Annotated in this window: 15 protein-coding genes; 8 read left to right on the forward strand and 7 right to left on the reverse strand. The window is 43.3% G+C overall.

Annotation, left to right across the window (positions count from 1 at the left end; translation table 11 throughout):
- Positions 1-667: 667 nt before the first annotated feature.
- The 4 genes from BJP34_RS31835 (at position 668) to BJP34_RS48065 (ending at position 5263) form a co-directional block, all read left to right on the forward strand.
- Positions 668-1357 carry a glycosyltransferase family 2 protein gene (locus BJP34_RS31835; protein ID WP_070395803.1) on the forward strand — a complete coding sequence of 230 codons (690 nt, stop codon included), beginning with the start codon at positions 668-670 and terminating at the stop codon, positions 1355-1357.
- A gap of 444 nt (positions 1358-1801) precedes the next feature.
- Positions 1802-3928, forward strand: a complete 2127-nt coding sequence (locus tag BJP34_RS31840) for a hypothetical protein (RefSeq protein ID WP_070395804.1) — start codon at positions 1802-1804, stop codon at positions 3926-3928.
- A gap of 148 nt (positions 3929-4076) precedes the next feature.
- Positions 4077-4922 (forward strand): metallophosphoesterase, encoded by an 846-nt coding sequence (locus BJP34_RS31845; protein WP_229424124.1) that lies wholly within the window; start codon positions 4077-4079, stop codon positions 4920-4922.
- A gap of 170 nt (positions 4923-5092) precedes the next feature.
- Positions 5093-5263 carry a hypothetical protein gene (locus tag BJP34_RS48065; RefSeq protein ID WP_229424125.1) on the forward strand — a complete coding sequence of 57 codons (171 nt, stop codon included), beginning with the start codon at positions 5093-5095 and terminating at the stop codon, positions 5261-5263.
- Between the two features lie 181 nt (positions 5264-5444).
- Here BJP34_RS48065 and BJP34_RS31855 read toward each other — a convergent pair whose 3' ends face one another.
- The 5 genes from BJP34_RS31855 to BJP34_RS31870 all read right to left on the reverse strand — a co-directional run bounded on the left by BJP34_RS31855 (position 5445) and on the right by BJP34_RS31870 (position 11032).
- The gene (locus tag BJP34_RS31855; RefSeq protein ID WP_070395806.1) at positions 5445-5864 is read right to left on the reverse strand and encodes a hypothetical protein; all 420 of its coding nucleotides are present in this window, start codon (positions 5862-5864) and stop codon (positions 5445-5447) included.
- 740 nt (positions 5865-6604) lie between these two features.
- A complete protein-coding gene (locus tag BJP34_RS44925) occupies positions 6605-6751 on the reverse strand; it encodes a hypothetical protein (RefSeq protein WP_158517572.1) in 147 nt (48 codons plus the stop codon).
- A gap of 77 nt (positions 6752-6828) precedes the next feature.
- Positions 6829-8496 (reverse strand): CTP synthase, encoded by a 1668-nt coding sequence (locus BJP34_RS31860; protein ID WP_070395807.1) that lies wholly within the window; start codon positions 8494-8496, stop codon positions 6829-6831.
- A 319-nt stretch (positions 8497-8815) separates the two neighbouring features.
- Positions 8816-9022, reverse strand: a complete 207-nt coding sequence (locus tag BJP34_RS31865; RefSeq protein ID WP_070396987.1) for a hypothetical protein — start codon at positions 9020-9022, stop codon at positions 8816-8818.
- 174 nt (positions 9023-9196) lie between these two features.
- Positions 9197-11032 carry a reverse transcriptase domain-containing protein gene (locus BJP34_RS31870; protein ID WP_070393634.1) on the reverse strand — a complete coding sequence of 612 codons (1836 nt, stop codon included), beginning with the start codon at positions 11030-11032 and terminating at the stop codon, positions 9197-9199.
- Positions 11033-11910: 878 nt separating this feature from the next.
- Here BJP34_RS31870 and BJP34_RS41480 point away from each other — a divergent pair.
- The 3 genes from BJP34_RS41480 (at position 11911) to BJP34_RS31880 (ending at position 17239) form a co-directional block, all read left to right on the forward strand.
- Positions 11911-12189, forward strand: a complete 279-nt coding sequence (locus BJP34_RS41480; protein ID WP_149031284.1) for a hypothetical protein — start codon at positions 11911-11913, stop codon at positions 12187-12189.
- Positions 12108-12833, forward strand: a complete 726-nt coding sequence (locus BJP34_RS31875; RefSeq protein WP_324610984.1) for a glutathione S-transferase family protein — start codon at positions 12108-12110, stop codon at positions 12831-12833. Before BJP34_RS41480 ends, BJP34_RS31875 begins: the two co-directional genes overlap by 82 nt.
- A gap of 995 nt (positions 12834-13828) precedes the next feature.
- Positions 13829-17239: a filamentous hemagglutinin N-terminal domain-containing protein gene (locus BJP34_RS31880; protein ID WP_158517573.1), complete on the forward strand. Its 3411-nt coding sequence runs from the start codon at positions 13829-13831 to the stop codon at positions 17237-17239.
- On the opposite strand, the gene BJP34_RS44930 is transcribed toward BJP34_RS31880, so the two are convergent.
- A complete protein-coding gene (locus tag BJP34_RS44930; RefSeq protein ID WP_158517574.1) occupies positions 17169-17399 on the reverse strand; it encodes a hypothetical protein in 231 nt (76 codons plus the stop codon). The two genes, BJP34_RS31880 and BJP34_RS44930, sit on opposite strands and share 71 nt — an antisense overlap.
- A gap of 86 nt (positions 17400-17485) precedes the next feature.
- Between BJP34_RS44930 and BJP34_RS31885 the strand changes: the two genes are divergently transcribed.
- Positions 17486-20080, forward strand: a complete 2595-nt coding sequence (locus BJP34_RS31885; protein WP_070395809.1) for a CHAT domain-containing protein — start codon at positions 17486-17488, stop codon at positions 20078-20080.
- Here BJP34_RS31885 and BJP34_RS44935 read toward each other — a convergent pair.
- Complete coding sequence (locus tag BJP34_RS44935) at positions 20060-20320, reverse strand: hypothetical protein (protein ID WP_158517575.1); 261 nt, start codon at positions 20318-20320, stop codon at positions 20060-20062. The genes BJP34_RS31885 and BJP34_RS44935 overlap by 21 nt on opposite strands.
- Positions 20321-20454 lie beyond the last annotated feature (134 nt).

A 20454-nucleotide genomic window follows, 5' to 3' on the forward strand; every position in this document is an offset into this window, starting at 1 on the left:
CGTAAGCATATGCGCGCTCGCGCACGCGTGCGCGTTCAGCTATCAGCATTCAGCTATCAGCTATCAGACCAATTAAAGTAGGGTGGGCAAAGTAGTGTAATCTAGAATACTCACCCATAAGCAAACTATTTTTGCCCACCCTACAAGCTATCAGCCAAAGTATGACGGCTGACCGCACCTCAAGTAGCGTGAGCCTTTAGCTCACGGCACCTCAAGCAGCACCTCAAGTAGCGCATATGCTTAGCAAAATACTAATCAGCAACGACTCCCCAATCAGCCTTGAGCGTAATGGTTTAGTAGTTGCTCTATGTTAGTTGCTCTATGTTGCTCTATTTAGTTGATCTATTTATAATCCTACAGTAGAATTATACTAATTTCTTGAGGGTGTCAAGTAGTCAACCTCAAACCTATCTATAAATCCTCTATAAATCCTTGTGTTGCCCTGAATTTGAGGGATAAATCCCATCTAATCACAGGGAAACTTTGCATAACTTTATTTATGTCACTTATTTATGTCACTAAGGTTATGTAAAGATTTGTTGAAGTGTTTAGTGCCTCAAACTCTTGACTTAACCAAAGGCTAGGAGAATTGGGCGGGGATTATGTAAAGATTATGTAAAGTTTTAATCTAATCAAATTATTTGCTTATTAGTTAAGGTTTAAGCTTATGAAGCTAAGTGTTGTAATACCCTGTTTTAACGAAGTCAACACAATTGCTAATGTTATTGAAGCTGTTAAAGCATCTCCGGTTAAAGAGTGTGAAATTATTGTTGTTGATGACTACTCAACCGATGGCACTAGAGAGATTTTAGAGTCATCACTGGAATCCCAAATTGACCATGTTGTCTATCATCACAAGAATCGGGGTAAAGGAGCTGCGTTACGGACTGGCTTTGGCTTGGCGACTGGAGATATCGTAATCATTCAAGACGCTGATTTAGAGTATGATCCCCAGGAATATCCGTTGTTAATGCAGCCGATTGTTGATGGCAAAGCGGATGTGGTTTATGGCTCCCGTTTCGCTGGTGGTGGTCCTCATCGGGTAGTGTATTACTGGCATATGGTGGGGAATAAATTTTTAACCATGCTCTCCAATATGTTTACCAATATTAACCTTACGGATATGGAAACCTGCTATAAGGCATTCCGGCGTGAACTTATCCAATCTATCAAAATCCAAGAATCTCGGTTTGGGTTTGAACCGGAAATTACTGCTAAGGTTGCCAAAAAGAAATGCCGTATCTATGAAGTAGGAATATCTTACTATGGTCGCACTTACGAAGAAGGGAAAAAAATTGGCTGGAGGGATGGGTTTAGGGCAATATTCTGTATCTTAAAATACAATCTTTTTCGTTAGGGAGTAGTCAAACAATAACTTATCAGTGTTTAGCGTCTCGGGTGGGCATTCAGCTAATGGGCTACATCACAGGCTAGAAGCCTGTGCCACGCACGCTACTTGAGGTGCGATCAGCTATCAGCTATCAGCTATCAGCTAATGGGCTACGCCCATTAGCTGATAGCTTACTAATCACTGACCAAATATTCACTGGATTTTTGGGTTACGTTAATGGATAATAGTAAATTGTCAAGTACCCATTACCCCAGAAAAGATAGGATAAGTAGTCCACCAGATTTGATAGTATTTTCATCATTAATCAACTATTCATTAACTATAAATTAATTAACTATACCAATCCCTGTAGGAATTGTCATAATTTTTGGTGCCCTAATCCCTAATACCTAATCCCTAATCCCTACTCCCTACTCCCTACTCCCTATTCCCTATTCCCTTTGAATAACTATGTTGGCTTTGCTCCCTCTAATTACCTTCACTGTTTTATTTCTCTTCATCTATCGTTACAATTCTTGCTGGCGTAGTTCCCTATTGTGGACAGCGATTACCTGGGGAGTCTTATTAACCTTTATCACTGAAGTTTTAAGTTTATTTAAGTTAATTACTTGGGGTTGGTTAGCAGGAATCTGGGGTTTACTGAGTCTGACGTTGATTGTTGCCTACTTTCGGACTGTTAAATCAGGACGAGTCACCCGCACCCAGGCTTCACAACATGGAAATGCCCAAATCTCTGGTTTCTTACTGGTCTTACTTGGAGGTATTGGATTTGTGATCGCTATCGTAGGCTTAACTGCTATGGTTGCGCCTCCCAACACCTGGGATTCCATGACTTACCACATGAGTCGTGTGCTTCATTGGATGCAGCATCACAGTGTTGCCCATTATCCTACCCATATTCCCAGACAGCTTTACCAAAACCCTTGGGCTGAATTTACGATCATGCATTTTCAACTCCTGAGTGGAAGCGATCGCTTAGCTAATCTTGTCCAATGGTTCAGTATGATTGGTAGCGTGATTGGGGTATCTCTGATTGCTCAACAACTAGGAGCGACTATACGAGGACAGATTTTTGCTGCTGTCGTCGCTGCGACTATTCCCATGGGAATCCTACAAGGGTCAAGTACCCAGAATGATTATGTGGTTTCGTTCTGGGTGCTTTGTTTGGCATACTTGATTATTTTGACTCTTACAGCAAGTTTCGCCCCCCTAGCCCCCCAACTTTGCGGTGCGACCCGTGGCGAATTTAATTCGCCTACGGAAAGCGCACCGGAAGGGGAAATTGAGTTAAAGTCCCCCAGAATTGGGGGATTTAGGGGGCTTGCAGCTAAAGGTAGTGAGGTTAATTCATCTGAAAACGGCTGTAAATCCAGAGTTAGCTGGATTACTATAGTAGGGGTTGGTGCTACCATGGGCATGGCTATTGTTACGAAAGCAACAGCCTATATTTATACATTACCCTTATTTATCTGGTTTTCACTGATAATGATTAAGCGCCTACGTTGGCGATGGTGGAAGCCAATTTTAATGGTAGGGATTATTGTTATTTTTATTAATCTTGGTCACTATATCCGTAACTTCGACTTGTATGGCACTCCAATTGCTACAGCGTCAGAAGAACTACGATATACTAATGAAATTTTTACAACGTCAGTCTTAGTTTCTAATATTTTGAGAAATATTGGTCTTCACCTGGGAACACCGATTGGGATTATTAATGCTATCTCCAATAAGATAATTAATTTATTCCATCTCGTTTTAAGTGTAGATATTAGTGACCCCCGCACCACCTATATCGGCAAGTTTGGGATTCCTGGTGGATTATCAACTCTGGGAATTAATGCTACGGAAAACAATACCAGCAACACCCTTCATCTAGTTTTAATCGTTTTCTCCATCATCGCTTGTTTCATCCAACGACAGGGTCGAAAGCAACGCTATATAATTAGTTATATTGCTGCTATTATTGGCATAGTTATACTATTTTGTTTCCTGTTGAAATGGCAATGGTGGAATAGTCGGCTTCATTTACCAATTTTCTTACTTTTTTCTGCAGTAGTGGGAATAGTATTGTCCCAAATTAAGCTACCTCAAGTTGCCAATATTATAGCAGTGGTTCTGATCATCACATCATTACCATGGGCATTATCTGGCAGAGAACGACCTGTTGTGGGCGCTAACAGTATTTTTAACACTAGCCGTACTGAGCAATATTTTAACAGTAGGTCTCGAATCCAATCAGGTTACCTCGGTGCTATTGATGTGTTTAAAAGTAGTCAATGTACAGATATTGGACTGTATTTAGGTGACAATGACTGGGAATACCCATTGTGGATACTGTTACAAGAACAGACTGATTCACCAGTGAGGATTAAACATATAAACGTTAAAAATACATCAGCTAGTAAGTCTGAACTTTCGAGCAATAGCAAATTTATTCCTTGTGCAATTTTTTCAACTAAACCTGAACCTGATAAAACAAACCAAGCTGAGGAAATAACTTACCAAAAAAGAAGTTATACTCAAGCCTGGTCAAAAGATAAGGTCAAGATTTTTATTAATCAAAAAAAATCCTGATTTTCTCCCTAATTGTAAATTATATTTTAAGCTATCAGCGGTCAGCGGTCAGCCGTCAGCCGTCAGCCGTCAGCCTTAGCTGATAGCTGATAGCTGATAGCTGATGGCTGATAGCTGATGGCTGAGCTATGCTGGAGGCAAGTGTTTAATGACCCTCACGATTAGCTGGATGAATTGGATATTTTCAGGACCGATAAGGGTAGAAAAAATCACCGTTGCGATCGCTGATTTACCTACGTCATTGCGAGGCACAAAGCTTGTACAACTATCCGATTTACATTATGATCGACAGCAGTTACGAGAAAATATCTTAGCTGACGCTATTGAAGCCGCTAATCAAGCTGAACCTGATCTAGTCGTCTTAACTGGCGACTATGTAACCAATAGCCCAACTCCGATTTATCTACTAGTGCGGCGATTGAAGCACCTGGAAAGTCGCCATGGAATCTATGCTGTACTGGGTAACCATGATTTAGTCTGGCCTCATTCCAAAGCAACAGTTACTAAGGCTCTAACTAAGATTGGTGTGAAGGTGTTGTGGAATGCGATCGCTTATCCGTTTGGAGCACAATTACCTCTAGTAGGGCTTGCTGATTTTTGGTCTGGTGATTTCAATCCTGGTCCAGTGCTCAATCAACTTGACCCCAAAACACCCCGGATTGTCTTATCCCACAACCCTGATACTGCGGAGATATTACAGCGTTGGCGAGTGGATTTGCAGTTGTCTGGTCATACCCATGGTGGTCAGATTGTGATTCCAGGAATCGGACCTGCGCCAGCATTGTTGAAAACTCTCCGCAAGTATATTCCTAGATCTGTGCAGCCCTGGATACCGTATTTGAAAGTATGTTCAAAAGTAACTAACCATTGGGAATGGTCCGAGGGTCTACATCGGATCGGTAGAAACCAATTATACACTAATCGTGGTTTAGGAACTTATTGGCCAGGTCGTCTATTTTGTCCACCAGAAGTTACAGTAATTACATTGAATTAAGAATGTAGAATTAAGAATGTAGAATTAAGAATGGGGAATTAAGAATTTAGAATTAAGAATGGGGAATTAAGAATTTAGAATTAAGAATGTAGAAGGCAGAAGCCAGAGGGTGCATCTCATATTTGTAAAAAAGTTGCTAGTGGTGCTTCAGGGGGAGCCTCATTGTCTTGATGCAGTCGCTCATGGGGGAAACCACGGCAGTTGCTCATGGGGGAAACCACGGCAGTCGCTCATGGGGGGGACCCCCAAGACCGCGCTGCCTCCCCAAGACCGCGCTGCCTCCCCAAGACCGCGCTGCATCGCTTTCCGCCTCTAGCCCTTGGTTATGTTGCTGCCCGTAACGCACCACCTTGTCAAACAACAAAAATGAGATGTACCCAAGCCAGAAGCCAGAATCTAGAAGGCAGAAGGCAGAAGCCAGAAGCCAGAAGCCAGAATGTAGCATGTATAATTCTCAATTCTCAATTCTCAATTCTTAATTCTTAATTTTTAATTCTTAATTTTTAATTCTTAATTCTATAATTACGTTAGTAGGTAGCCAGTTTTTTGTTCAATGTAGTCTATTATCTTATGATAAATGTCTGGATATTTTTGTTCGCTAATAATGATGGGCATGGAACTGTCAGGTAACCAAAAGGTTAATCTCTGATTTGGGTAGTGACAAAAACTACTGATTTTGTTGAGGTCAAGGATATAATCATGACGCTCATAATTGAATGTAATCCAAAAACCATTAGGTGATCGTGCTGATAACTTTTGAATGTAGTTGACCACTCGTTGATAACCGTCTGGGTCATTTTGACGGTTGACAATAATGGGGATAGTACTATCGGGTAACCAGAAGGTTATTTTTCCGTTGGGACCATGGGTGAATGTACTAAGCCGGTCCAGATCAATGACATATTCTCGATGATCGTAATTAACTTTTATCCAGTAACTCACAAAACCTCCTTATTGGGATAACGGGTTGGTAATACTAGCAATTACCAATTCGATGGCCTTTGGCCACCCTACGCGAATGATTCGAGTTAATCAATTTCGCAAAGGGAACAGGGAATAGGGAATAGGGAACAGGGAACAAAAATGATCACAATTCATTTAGGATTGCTTTTTTTATTGAGATTACTGGTTACTTGTTGTTAATTAACACTGGTTACTGGTTACTAGTTAGTTATTAAAGGATAAATAGTTAACCAGGATAGGAAAAATTAAGAATTTATAATTTAGAATTGGATTCTTAATTCTTCATTCTTAATTCTTCATTCTTAATTCTTCATTCTTAATTCTTCATTCTTCATTCTCTTAAGACTGTCCCTGAATTGAGCGCAAGTTGGAAGCCCCAACCTACTTCGTGTCGGTTGGGGTACTTCAGCGATGCAGCGCGGTCTTGGGGGTTTCCCCCATGAGCGACTGCATCAAGACACTGTTGCCTAGCTGCTGATCAAGCTAAGTCATATTTCAGGGCTTTATTCCTCAGAGCCGGATAATTTCTGTGGAATCATCTTTTGATGGAGGAGAATTCTCGGGTATGATGTCATTCATACCCTAATCTGCGACATAAGTTACCCACGTTGCTCTATTTACCCTGATCGATACCGAAAGAACTTGCGTCACATAGGGTGCATCTCATTTTTGTTGTTTGACAAGGTGGTGCGTTACGGGGCGGGCTGTCTAAACCCTGACTACGAGGCGGAAAGCGATGCAGCGCGGTCTTGGGGAGCCAGTGCGGTCTTGGGGAGGCAGCGCGGTCTTGGGGGTCCCCCCCATGAGCGACTGCCGTGGTTCCCCCCATGAGCAACTGGCGTGGTTTCCCCCATGAGCGACTGCATCAAGACAATGAGGCCCCCCCTGAAGCACCACTAGCAACTTTTTTACAAATAAATATGAGATGCACCCCGTCACATAGTTAGCAGCTTACTTCCGCAGGGGATTGCTGGTTTTCGCTAGTACTGCCGTTATTACTAGGCTGTTTAACTTGTCCTTTGTCAATGGCAGCTTGCACAAATCCCACAAACAATGGATGGGGATGACTGGGACGGGAGCTAAATTCTGGGTGGAACTGAGTGGCAATAAAGAAGGGGTGTTGTTTCAATTCAATTATTTCCACGAGGCGACCATCGGGAGAACTACCACTAATCACATAACCTGTTTCTAGAAATAGGTTGCGATAAGCGTTATTAAATTCATAGCGGTGGCGGTGGCGCTCATAAATGACTTCTTCTTGGTAGAGGGAAGATGCTAGAGTATTCGGTGCTATACGGCATGGGTAGAGCCCTAAACGCATGGTACCGCCTAAATCCACTACATCTTGTTGCTCTGGCAATAGATGAATGACGGGATTCTTGGTATCAGTGAAAAACTCGGCACTATGGGCTTCTTCTAAGAGGGCTACGTGCTTTGCCCATTCAACTACTGAACACTGCATCCCTAAACATAAGCCCAGCAAGGGAATCTGATTTTCCCTAGCATACCGAATGGCCTGAATTTTGCCATCTACTCCCCGAATCCCAAAGCCTCCAGGAATAAGAATACCGTTAAAACTGTTTAGGAAGGATTCAGGGCCGTAAGTTTCCACATCCTCAGCACTAACCCAGTGTATTTTGATTTTGGTATCTTTTGCGATCGCAGCATGCTGCAAAGCTTCCACAACGGATAGATAGGCATCAGTTAGTTTGATATACTTACCAACAATGGCAATTTCAAGGTGATGAGTGGGATGATGCAAACGCTCAACTAACTGCTGCCAGTGGGTTAAATCCGGTTCCCGTTGCTCCATCTGGAATAACTCTAGGGTTTGCTGAGCCAGTCCTTCTTTTTCTAGCATTAGGGGCACTTCGTAGATACTGCTCGCGTCCTGTGCAGAAATAACTGACTCTACTGGTACATCACAGAATGCTGATATTTTATCTTTTAATCCCACTGGCAAAGCGCGATCGCATCGGCAAATTAAAATATCTGGTTGAATCCCAATAGCACGCAATTCCTTTACGGAGTGCTGGGTTGGCTTAGTTTTTATTTCTCCAGCCGCAGGAATCCAAGGTAATAGAGTGACGTGCATATAAAGTACGTGATTGCGCCCGACATCCTTACGGAATTGACGAATTGCTTCCAAAAACGGTAGGGATTCAATATCCCCCAATGTGCCACCAATTTCTGTAATCAATACATCAGGATTGGAATTTTGGGCCACTCGATGAATGCGCTGTTTTATTTCATTGGTAATGTGGGGAATCACCTGGACTGTCCCCCCCTGGTAGTCACCCCGACGTTCTTTATTGATTACCGCTTGATAAATCGAGCCAGTGGTGACACTGTTGAGGCGAGAGACCGAGGTATCGGTGAAGCGTTCATAGTGACCTAAATCTAAATCTGTCTCAGCACCGTCTGATGTTACGAAGACTTCTCCATGTTGGTAGGGACTCATGGTGCCCGGATCTACGTTAATATAGGGGTCTAGTTTAAGAATGGAGACGGAATAGTTCCGGGATTTGAGTAAACGTCCCAAGCTAGCAGCAACAATCCCCTTGCCAATACTGGATACAACCCCTCCAGTGATGAAGACAAACTTAGTCATAATAGTATTAATATAGTAGCGCGATAGAGATTTATCTGGTTCATTGTGACATACTACACCAGAGTTGTTTGCTGCTGCTGAGCTATCAACTATCAGCGATCAGTTATCAGCTATCAGCAATCAGCTTTTAGCAATCAGCTTAAGCGCTACGCCAACAGTAATTAGTAATCAGCAATCAGTAATCAGTAATCAGTAATCAGTAATCAGCTTATGGGTTAACTCACAGGCTAGAAGCCTGTGCCACGCTGACCACTGACCGCTGAAGGCTGAAGGCTGAAGGCTGACCACTGACCGCTGACCGCTGACCGCTGCAATACCCCTAGGATTCCTGATCCATTGGATTACCGAGGTCTAGATTACCGACGTCAAAGACAATCACAAATTGACCATCAGGCATTAATCGTTTCAGAGCCCATAAGTGTCCCTCTGCATCCGACCGGTTCCGGAAGCGAGCAACAACTGTCCGCTGCATCTTGGGTAACAGCCGAATGACCACCCACGGATGAAGGCGTTCAGAATACATCATAATCAAACTATCTCCTTTTGTAGGGGAGCCAGAGCTAGCCCGCCGACGGTCCAACATCTACGGGCTAGCTCTTGACTCCGGGCGTCTCAGTCGGGTAAGGTGAGAAATGTTACCATCTCTCCCTCCCCTAAGAACCGGACTTGAGACTTTCATACTCATCCGGCTCAAGCCTAATCAGGTATCCTGGTGAAGCTTCTTATGTTTGGCTTTGTGACAGTGACTATGTAGAATCTGTAGATTCTTAGTTTCACTGTTTCCGCCTCGCTTGATAGGTATGGTATGATGTACCTCGAAGTTATCATCGAGTTCGATAGGTAGATTGCAAATAGGACATATCCCTTTTTGGTGAATATATACCTTTTCGTATTTGCTACCTTTGGCAAATTTGGACTTCCCCCATTTAGTCTTCCTTTTCTTCCAATATTCTTTTAGGTCAGGGTCAAAGGGGGATGAGTTTCCTTTTACCTTTTCAAATCTGATAATAGGTACATCTTTGGCTGCGTTGACTAGGATTTCCTCTTTCTTTCTTTTTCCACTTGATATGGTGAAGAAGTTCAAGGTATCTTTGTCAATGGTTTTGAAGTATTTCCTCTTAATCCACTTCCAGGCTTTCTTTGGATGTTGTCTCTTTAGATACCTGTATATGGAACTGAGAATTTTCCACCTTACATTGTTGAATGTTTTCTTGGAGCATACGAATCTGTAATAGTTTAGCCATCCTCTAATCTTCGGATTTAGCTTTTTGATTACATCTTCTGTATTTAGTGCCCTAGCTTCATTCTTGAGTATGCTACGAATTTCCTTTAAGAATCTCTTAACTTCTTCCTGGTCAGGTGTTATTATACATGAATAGCATATTTCCTCCCTGATTTTGGCGTTTGGTGTCGGGATTCTTATAGCATTTGGTTTTAGATTTTTAAGCATTTTTCGTGCTTTCTTCTTGTACCTCTTGCTATCTAATCTCAGGGTTTTTGTCTTTCTTTGTTGAATCTGGAACCCCAGGAAGGAAAAACCTTCTTCTATTATGTTTCTGATTTTGGTCTTTTCTCTGTTGAGTTCCAGCCCCCTTTCTCTTAGCCATTTTTCTACTCTGGGGATTATTTCTTCCAGGTTTTCTTTTGTTTGGCTGGTGATTACGAAGTCATCTGCGTATCTAGCAAATCTGTATTTATCTACCTCCTTTTTCTTATTTATGGTTTTCCCTCTACTTCGAGTTGTGTAATCTATCTTACATTTTTCGGATATGACTTCTTGGAGTCCATCGAGGGCTATATTTGCTAGTAGTGGGCTGATGATTCCGCCTTGGGGTGTTCCTGAGTTGGTTGGATGGAATATCCTGTTATCCACGTATCCACATTTTAGCCATTTCTTGATTAGACTTCTTTTCGGTAGTCCTTCCAATTTATCCATGATGAAGCCATGAGATATATTGTCAAATGCTCCTTTAATATCTGCATCAAGAACCCAGTGGTGTGAGCTACCCTTTTTGAGGCCAGCGAACACTTCTTGGATGGCGTCGTGACAGCTTCTTCCAGGTCTGAATCCGTAACTATTGGGTTCAAAGCTTACCTCGAATACTGGTTCATATGCCATTTTTATTATGGCTTGACCTATTCGGTCTTTTATGGTTGGTATTCCTAAGGGTCTTTTATTCCCATTTGATTTAGGTATATAGACTCTCTTGGTGGGGCTTACTTCATTCCAGTTCCAGTTTTTCATTAGTCGGTTTTTCTCTTCGGTTTTGATGGCTACATAACCGTCTATTCCTGGAGTGTTCCTTCCTTTGTTTTTAACCGTAACTGTCTGTATTGCTAAGGCTAATGCTGACTTGCTATTTATAATTAGTTTCATCAGATTTTTCACCTTATCCCATCCGCTGCCTTTTAGTTGAGCTTCTTTGGTTGCCCTGAATATTCTTCTTTGAAGTTTGAGAACCTGTTTATTGATGACTTTCCAGTCTATCTCAGTCCAGTCCCAGACTCCAGTACCAGTATTGGTTCTACTTTTCATCGGGGTGAGTCTCTATTCCTCAATTCTTGGAACATTCTGATTAGACCAACCTGACGTCTGCTACCTCTCGGTATGATTCATAGGAATCTATATGTCCGGTTATGATTTCCCGTTGACTTTCGTCGTGACATCATTTGCTTTTTCAGGTCTCCTACTCCCTGTCAACCCTGGGCTTCTTTTGCAATCCGCTTTGCCATTTATTGGCGGTTGAAATTTCAGGGGTTACCGTGTTCATCAAGTGAAGTTTTCGATATCCCTTTAGGTTCATCCTTTGCTCCGGAGTTCTTCGTTGCATCAGATTGAGAAGGACGCAATCCCCAATCACTTATTATCGAACTCGGTGCCCTTTTGGCTACAGTGTTTCAATCACGTTTCACTGTTCAACAGTTACGAAGCTTTTATAGATGTTCACTTTCGTTAACCATTGGGTATCTTCCTGCTAGCACTTGCGGCGGTGTGATTCCGACCTTGGGTGCTATTTCCTGTATTTCTACAGGACTTTATCGAGAATCTGCACTCAGGTTCCGATTACTCTTCCCCCCTCATCTCGGCAGGCTGGAGGATGCACTCTCCAGAAAGCCATTTCAGGCTTTGGTTCAACTTGACGCTTTCACGTCGCGCGCGCCCACTTTTATAGTGTAGCATAAAAAAAACTTTATTATAACATATTTTGAAAAGTTTTGTAAAAAACTAGTCGGGAGTAGGGAGTAGGGAGCGGTGAAGTCAAACGAGGTAAGAACTAAGAGCTAAGAGGATAAAAATATTGTGGACTTCATTATCCTGAAAACTGCTATATATTTTACCTAACTCTATATCCCATCAGGTACAAATTGATCCCCCATTATCCCCCTTAATAAGGGGGACTTTTAGATTGAAAAGTGTACCTCATAATTGTTTTACTCTTGCCTCTTGCCTCTTGCCTCTTGCCTCTTGCCTATTACCTGCTCCCTGCTCCCTGCTCCCTAAAACATTACTCTATATCCCATCAGGTACAAATTGATCCCCCATTATCCCCCTTAATAAGGGGGACTTTGAGATTGAAAAGTGTACCTCATAATTGTTTTACTATTGCCTCTTGCCTCTTGCCTCTTGCCTCTTGCCTATTCCCTGTTCCCTGTTCCCTGTTCCCTGTTCCCTTTGGTATACTCCGAAGGTAAACGAATCTAGATCTAGAACAATCTCTTATCCTACTCAAGACTCAGGATTCAGTAGTCAAGAAAATTTTCAAGTCAGTCAATCGTCTCCACAACTAAAACTTTATGGTGGTATTCGCACCCGAGCTGCCATTGTTCAGTGGTATCTTGAGGAGTTGAAAGTGCCCTATGAGTATGTAGTGTTGGATCTTAAAGCTGGAGAGCATAAACAGCCGGAATACCTGTCGATTAATCCGATGGGGAAAGTGCCAGCAATTGTGGATGGGGACTTCAAACTTTGGGAGTCGGGAGCAATTTTGGTTTACCTAGCTAATAAGTATGGAGAAAACCCTATTTCTCTGGAAGAACAGTCGGAGATTGTGCAGTGGGTGTTGTTTGCTAATGCTACCTTAGGACTAGGATTGTTTTTGGAAGATAGACGGGAGAAAGAAACGCCCAGTTTGTTGAAGCCACTAAATGAACTATTAACGGATAAACCGTTTTTGTTAGGGGATAATTTCAGTGTGGTGGATATTGCAGTAGGGTCTTATTTATTTTATGCCCAAATACTGGTAAATTTGGATTTTAAAGAGTATCCAGCTGTTGCTGATTATCTGATGCGTTTGTCTGAACGTCCAGCTTTTAAAGAAACTATTGGTAATCGGTAATTGGGAGATAGGGAATCGGGAGTCGGGAGTGTGGGAGGTTTGGGAGGTTTGGGTAGGGTGAGGGGAAAGAAGCCAGAAGTAGGCAGAACAGGAGTGAAGGAAACAGAAAGAAAAAGGACTGGCATGGTTTCCACTCAGATTTTTCCGAAACTTCCCACAAATAGATAAAAATTTGGTAAACTCAACTTAAAGTTGAGCGAATGGTCGGCAACTACTCGTTCTAGTTAAGGGTGTAATCTAACTCAAGACCAAGTCTATTTTTTAGTGTTCATTAACCGGTGAGCGCTAGGATTTTGGTGAGCATTCAGCTTATGCGCTACCTCACAGGCTAGAAGCCTGTGCCACCCACGCTACGCGAACAACTCTCAGCTAAGTTACTGCACCAAGACAACAAGTAAGCATTGGTTTGTAAGCATTCAGCTATCATCTATCAGCTATCAGCTTTCAGCCAAAAGCCTTGGCCTATGGCCACGGATGCAAAGCGCGAGTCGGGGAAACCCGATGTTCCTTTGCTGCATCCCTACTTGAGCTGCTTTTGAATAAAATAAGCACCTCAAGCAGCGTGATCCAAAGGCTGACGGCTGTTCGCCCAGCGTGCGTGGCACAGGCTTCTAGCCTGTGAGGTAGCCCATATGCTTACTTCTTTTTTAACTGCAATTGAAAGTTTCCTGGATAATTGTTGGTGGTTAGCCCGATCAATCTATAGATACTGAAAAATTGGCTATTAGCACTCACTATTCAGCAGGTAGTGCATTAGCTGAATGCTTAGCAAATAGTATAGATTGAATCGCCTATGAAAAAGCTAATTCGGGACTTTACTTTGCCCTGCTTAAAGCTAAGGGGGAGCTGTAAAAAATTATCGCCAAACTAGCCATTACCCAATACTCTTAATAAGGAGCAAAATTCGGTTATCTTATAGCTCTGGATCGGCTGTTAACTATTTAAAGAAATCCATCGCTCTATTGATTAACATGAAACCTCTAGTTTACGGACTTGTGCAAACAAGTAGCGTTGTATTGTGTTCTCTACTGGCTGCAACTACGGCATTAGGACAAATCACTCCAGATAATACCCTCGGTAATGAAAGTTCTTTGGTAACGCCCAATGTAAATGTTAAGGGAAACCTAGCGGATTTGATAGAAGGTGGTGCGATTCGAGAAAGCAATCTATTCCACAGCTTTTCAGATTTTAATGTTGCTCAGTTCGGGCGAGTTTATTTTGCGAATCCTGCTGGAATTCAGAACATCATTACTCGGGTAACTGGAACAAATATTTCCAATATTTTGGGCACTCTGGGAGTGCAGGGCAATGCTAACTTGTTTCTGATAAATCCAAACGGTATTGTATTCGGTTTCGGTAGCAGCCTAGATCTAGGAGGGTCATTTTTTGCGAGTACTGCTGATAGTGTGTTGTTTGAAGATGGCACAGTATTCAGCGCTAAAAATCCGAATGGGCAACCTTTATTAACGATTAAGATTCCCTCTGGGTTGCAATATGGATCAAATCCAGCGATGCAGCGCGGTCTTGGGGGTTTCCCCCATGAGCGACTGCATCAAGAAGGGAGTATTACTACTCAGTCTAGTCTGCGGGTACCAAATGTTCAAACCTTAGGGCTAATTGGCGGTGAAGTTACTATTCTTGGTGCCTTTCTAAATGCACCTGATGGACGGATTGAGCTGGGGAGTGTTGGTCCTAATAGTGTGGTGAACTTGATACCAACGGATACTAGTTTTGTGTTGGATTATTCAGGAGTTCAAGAGTTTCAGGATATTAGTCTGTCCAAACGTGCTTTCATATTTACCAATGGCGAAAGTGGTGGCAGTATCCAGGTGCAGGGGGCTAAGGTGAGTTTACGCGATCGCTCTGGTGTATTTGCGGAGACCAACGGGAGTGAAAGTGGCGGTGGGATAGTTGTTGAAGCTTCTCAGCTCAGCCTTGAGGGTCGTTCTAGCATAAGTACGAATGTAACTGGCTCAGGACAGGGGGGAGATGTCAGTATTACCACTGGGGAGTTAATCATCTCTGATGGAGCATTTGTTTCAGCTATGACTTTTGGTGAAGGGGACGGGGGAAATTTGACTGTAGATGCCGACTCTACTGTTAAACTGATTGGTCCCTCAGGCGATGGTCACTTTTCCAATCCCAGCAGCTTGTTTACTGAAACTGTGTTTGGGACAGGAAATGCGGGAGATGTGACTATTACCACTGGGGAGTTAATCGTCTCTGATGGAGCACAAGTTTCAGCTAGGACTTTTGGTAAAGTGGACGGGGGAAATTTGACTGTAGATGCCGACTCTACGGTTCAAGTGATTGGTACCTCAGCCGATGGTCGGTTTCCCAGCGGCTTGTTTACTGAAACTTTTTTGACCATAGGAAATGTGGGAGACTTGAGTATTACTACTGGGGAGTTAATTATCAAAGATGGAGCACAAGTTTCAGCTAGGACAGGAGGTGAAGGGGGCAGGGGAAATTTGACTGTAGATGCCGACTCTACGGTTCAAGTGATTGGTACCTCAGCCGATGGTCGGTTTCGCAGCCGCTTGTTTACTGAAACTGTTGGTATAGGAAATGGGGGAGAGTTGAGTATTACTACTGGGGAGTTAATCGTCTCTGATGGAGCAACAGTTTCAACTGACACAAGACGTGAAGGGGACGGGGGAAATTTGACTGTAGATGCCCACTCTACTGTTAAAGTGATTGGTACCTCAGCTGTTAAATTGATTGGTACCTCAGCCGATGCTAGGTTTCCCAGCGGCTTGTTTGCTCGAACTGAAGGGAGAGGAACTGGGGGAGATATCAGTATTTCCACTGGGGAGTTAATTATCAAAGATGGAGCACAAGTTTTAGCTAGCCCAATCATCGGTGAAGGGGACGGGGGAAGCTTGAGTGTGAACGCCTCCTCTGGTGTTCGAGTGATTGGTACCTCAGCCAATGGTCAGTTTCCTAGCGCCTTGTCTACTCAAACTCCCACGACAGGAAAAGCCGGAAATTTGAAGATTACCACTGGGGAGTTAATCGTCTCTGATGGAGCACAAGTTGCAGCTGGCAGTTTTGATGAAGGGGAAGGGGGAGATTTGATTGTGGATGCCGAGGAGACTGTTAAAGTAATTGGTACCTCACCCGATGGTCGGATTGCCAGCGGCTTGTTTACTCAAACTGAAGGGAAAGGAAAAGCGAAAGATTTGAAAATTACCACTGGGGAGTTAATTGTCTCTGATGGAGCAGCTGTTTCAGCTGGCACTTTTAGTGCAGGGGACGGGGGGAATTTGACTGTGAATGCCGAGGAGACTGTTAAAGTGATTGGTACCTCAGCCTCGGGTGAGTTTGTCAGCGGTTTTTCTACTCAAGCTAATTCCGGAGCAGCAGGAAATGCGGGAGATGTGACTCTTACCACTGGGAAGTTAATTGTCTCTGATGGAGCAGTTGTTTCAGCTAGTAGTTTTGGTGAAGGGGACGGGGGGAACTTGAGTTTCGAGATCTTAACTGTTGAAGACAGGAGGATTGCTCAACCTAATCAGGGAATAAAACAGACAATTAGCATTGGGCAGTTAATTGTCTCTGATGGAGCAGAAATTAGTACTACAAGCACTCAACTGGGGAGTTCAGCAGGCAACCTAGAGATTAATGCTAACTCCATCTTCCTTAACAAGGAGGGAATCATCTCAGCAGAAACAGCAGGAGGAGACAAAGGCAATATTACTCTATCTTCCCGTCACATCCGACTCCTCAACGAAAGCAAGATTACCACTAACGCTGAGAATACCACTGGGGGAAATATCACCATTGATACTGATACCTTAGTTGGTCTGGGAAATAGCGACATCACTGCCAATGCTCAACAAGGCTCAGGAGGTCGTGTTGAGATTGATGCAAAAAGCATCTTTGGCTTGGAGTTTCGGGATGACCTAACTCCAGACAATGACATCACCGCTACGTCTGACCTTGGCCCATCCTTCAGCGGTGACGTAATACTCAACACCCCAGGCGTAGACCCGACCTCAGGATTAACGGAGTTGCCAGCAAGCCTGGTCGATGCAGAAGCCATCCTGGCCAATGACCTTTGTGGCTTTGAGAATAATCGGATTGCTGGCGGGAGTTCCTTTACCATTACCGGCAAAGGGGGTTTACCACCGACTCGATTAGATCCGGTGATTAATACCGACAGAACAGTGGGCTGGAGAACTCGTCCTGGCTTAGCTAGCAGCAAGAGACAAAAATTACAGCAGCAACCTAATGTCAGACGTCCTCAACCTGTCCCAGAAAAAAAAGTGATTATCGAAGCCCAAGGCTGGGTAACAGCAAAGGATGGCACGATTATTCTGACGGCTCATCCGTTTAAGGGTACTCCTGTTGAACAGATATTGCCCAATCTTGATTGTCATTCGGGAAGAGGGAAGAGGGAGTAGGGAGTAGGGAGTAGGGAGTAGGGGAGATGGGGAGATGGGGAGATGGGGAGATGGGGAGATGGGGAGATGGGGAGAGTAATATAGCATTTTTATTTAATAGGTGAACATACTCTCTGAAAGAAAGGCAAGAGGCAAGAGGCAAGAGGCAAGAGTTAATCAACTATTATTACTGTTCCTGATTCCCTATTCCCGTTTTCCCATTCCCTGTTCCCTATTCCCAGATCCGCTGTTCCCTTTTGTATTAATATGAAAAAACTATCATTTCTAATTACAATCGCATTAACCTGCTTCCTAGCATCGGGAAAAGCGTTATCCAATTCTGTTGTCATCACACCCGATTCCCGATTCCCGACTCCCGATTCCCGACTCCCGATTCCCGATTCCCTAGAACAACAAGCCCAACAACGCTATGAAACCGGGCAATATCAAGAAGCGATACCGTTGTTGGAGCAAGTTATTAGTAACTACACGGAGAGTGGAGACATTATTGGTGAGATTAACAGCTTAGTTAATCTGGCTTTAGTTTATCAACGTTTGGGATATATAGAACAAGCTAAAGAAATACTATCCCAGAGTTATAGCAAATTATCACAACTCCATAATACCAAAGAACGTCAAGAATTACAAGCCCAAATTCTGTCAGTGGAAGGACAAGTATACTTATCTGGAGGTAATGTCAAACAAGCCTTGGCAAATTGGGAAAAAACTAGTGATATTTACCAAGACCTAGGAGACCTCAATAGATTAATAGAAAGTCAGATTTACCAAGTGCAAGCCTTACGGTCATTAGGGTTGTATAATCAAGCCACTAAAACCTTAACTCAAATCAAGGAAACGCTTCAAGAGCAACCCGATAGCAAACTCAAAAGTAGAGCCCTCCAATACCTAGGTAATATCCTGCGCCGAGTGGGTAAATTCCAAGACTCTCAGGAAATATTACAACAAAGTTTAGCCATAGCCGAAAACTTACCAAATCAGACTTTGATTGCTGATAGTCTAATCAGTTTGGGGGATACAGCTAGATTACACGCTGAAAGTCTACTCAGTTTGAGGGATAGAGCTAGATCACAACAGAAAAGAAAAGACGCAATGGCTTTCTATCAACGGGTTGTGGAGGAATCTCCCTTACCGGATATTAAGATTCAGGGACAATTAAATCAACTGAATATATTGATAGCTAACCAAGAGTGGTCAAAAGCCAGAGGGTTATTGTCAGCGATAGACGATACTTTAACGACATTATCTCCAAATCAAACAGCAATAAGTGCTAGAATTAATCTAGCCCAAACCCTTTCAAAAAGTAAAAACTCTCAACTCAAAACTCCCAACTCCCTGGCTACTTATCTCACCGATGCCCTTAAGCTGGCTAGGGATTTAGGAGATCAAAGAGCGGAAGCTGAAGCCATTGGTAACTTGGGGAGGTTATACGAACAGCAATCACGTCTTGATGACGCCCAAAAATTGACCGAAAAAGCCTTACTCATTGCTCAACAAATCAAGGCTCCGGATTTAGGCTATCAATGGCAATGGCAACTGGGAAGAATCCTCAACCAAAAAGACGATAAAAAAAACGCGATCGCTGCCTATTCCCAATCCGTGCAAACCCTCAAATCTATCCGTAGCGATTTAGTCGCGATTAGTAGCGATATTCAGTTTGAGTTTCGAGAGAGTGTCGAACCAGTCTACCGAGAATTAGTAGGACTACTGCTGGAGGCGAATGCACCTCAAGAAAACCTCAAACAAGCACGAGATGTGATTGAATCCCTGCAACTAGCGGAACTAGACAACTTTTTTCGCGATGCCTGTCTAGATGCCAAACCAGCTAATATCGACGAAATAGACCCCAACGCTGCTATAGTCTATACCATTATCTTGCCAGACCGCCTGGAAGTAATTGTCACCTTACCCGGACAACCTCTGCGGCAGATCACCACTAACTTACCCAAAACAGAAATAGAACAACAACTCGCTTCGGTAAAGACAAATATTACTAGCCCTTGGCGAAGTCTTAAAAAGAAAAACTTACAAACAATACACGACTGGTTAATCAGCCCGATTGAAACGGAACTAGCCAAGAGTAACATCCGCACCCTAGTATTTATACCAGACGGAGCCCTGCGCAATCTTCCCATGTCTGTGCTTTATGACGGGGAAAACTATTTGATCGAGAAATATAGTATTGCGGTAGCACCTAGTTTACAATTAATCGACCCTAAAGCAAATGTCAGACAAAACGTTTCTGCTCTGAGTGCTGGAGTGACGGAAACTCGTCCCCATCGTCCCAATTTAGCACCACTTCCTGGGGTGAAGGTGGAATTAGAGAATATCAAGGCTCAAGTTCCTTCATCGATTCTACTCAATGAATCCTTTACTGAATCCAACTTCAATACCGAAGTTAATACCTCTGGTTACGAAATCGTTCATCTCGCCACTCATGGTGAATTTAGTTCAGTAGCTGAAAAAACCTTTCTGCTGACCTGGGATGACGTGATCAATCTCAATGAGTTAAATAATATCATCTCAGCCGATCAAAAGCAAAAAAATCCCATTGAATTACTCGTCCTCAGTGCTTGTCAGACAGCCGCAGGAGACTCCCGAGCGGCGTTGGGATTGGCTGGAGTAGCAGTGCGATCTGGTGCACGCAGTACCCTTGCTAGTCTCTGGTCTGTGGACGATGTAGCCACTACAGAGTTAATGACTCGCTTCTATCAGAGGTTAGCTAAGGGCAAGGTTACCAAGGCTGAAGCTCTGCGTGAAGCTCAACAGGAGTTGTTGCAGAGGCAGGAATTTAATCACCCCTATTACTGGTCGGCTTTTATTTTACTGGGAAATTGGTTGTGAGAAGGAGGGAGTAGGGAGTAGGGAGTAGGGAGTAGGGAATAGGGAACAGGGTGGAAAGTGTGGGGAGGGTGGGGAGATGGGGAGATGGGGAGATGGGGAGATAGGGAGATGGGAAGAGGGAGTAGTTGTATTTGGTGCGATCGCGTAGCGTGGCCTACGGCCAATCGCTTTTTTGTGCTGCTGACCAATGTAGTGTGTCAGTGCAATAGTTTTTATTACCCCTTTTTCCACCTTTAACATTCTTACAACTTTTACAATATTTATAACCCTTTACACGCAGATTGTGTTAATGTCTTGATGCAGTTTGGTTCTTTTGATTCGTCACGAAATGATCACTTTGCCCACCCTACTCTACTACCCTACTAAACCTAATA

The sequence above is a fragment of the Moorena producens PAL-8-15-08-1 genome (assembly GCF_001767235.1).
GTDB lineage: Bacteria > Cyanobacteriota > Cyanobacteriia > Cyanobacteriales > Coleofasciculaceae > Moorena > Moorena producens_A.

Bases quoted from the DNA above. Each gene is read 5' to 3' on its own strand.
- BJP34_RS31835 (WP_070395803.1), top strand. From the start codon at position 668: ATGAAGCTAAGTGTTGTAATACCCTGTTTTAACGAAGTCAACACAATT.
- BJP34_RS31840 (WP_070395804.1), top strand. From the start codon at position 1,802: ATGTTGGCTTTGCTCCCTCTAATTACCTTCACTGTTTTATTTCTCTTC.
- BJP34_RS31845 (WP_229424124.1), top strand. From the start codon at position 4,077: ATGACCCTCACGATTAGCTGGATGAATTGGATATTTTCAGGACCGATA.
- BJP34_RS48065 (WP_229424125.1), top strand. From the start codon at position 5,093: ATGCAGTCGCTCATGGGGGAAACCACGGCAGTTGCTCATGGGGGAAAC.
- BJP34_RS44925 (WP_158517572.1), bottom strand. From the start codon at position 6,751: ATGCAGTCGCTCATGGGGGAAACCACGCCAGTTGCTCATGGGGGGAAC.
- BJP34_RS31860 (WP_070395807.1), bottom strand. From the start codon at position 8,496: ATGACTAAGTTTGTCTTCATCACTGGAGGGGTTGTATCCAGTATTGGC.
- BJP34_RS31865 (WP_070396987.1), bottom strand. From the start codon at position 9,022: ATGATGTATTCTGAACGCCTTCATCCGTGGGTGGTCATTCGGCTGTTA.
- BJP34_RS31870 (WP_070393634.1), bottom strand. From the start codon at position 11,032: ATGAAAAGTAGAACCAATACTGGTACTGGAGTCTGGGACTGGACTGAG.
- BJP34_RS31885 (WP_070395809.1), top strand. From the start codon at position 17,486: ATGAAAAAACTATCATTTCTAATTACAATCGCATTAACCTGCTTCCTA.
- BJP34_RS44935 (WP_158517575.1), bottom strand. From the start codon at position 20,320: ATGTTAAAGGTGGAAAAAGGGGTAATAAAAACTATTGCACTGACACAC.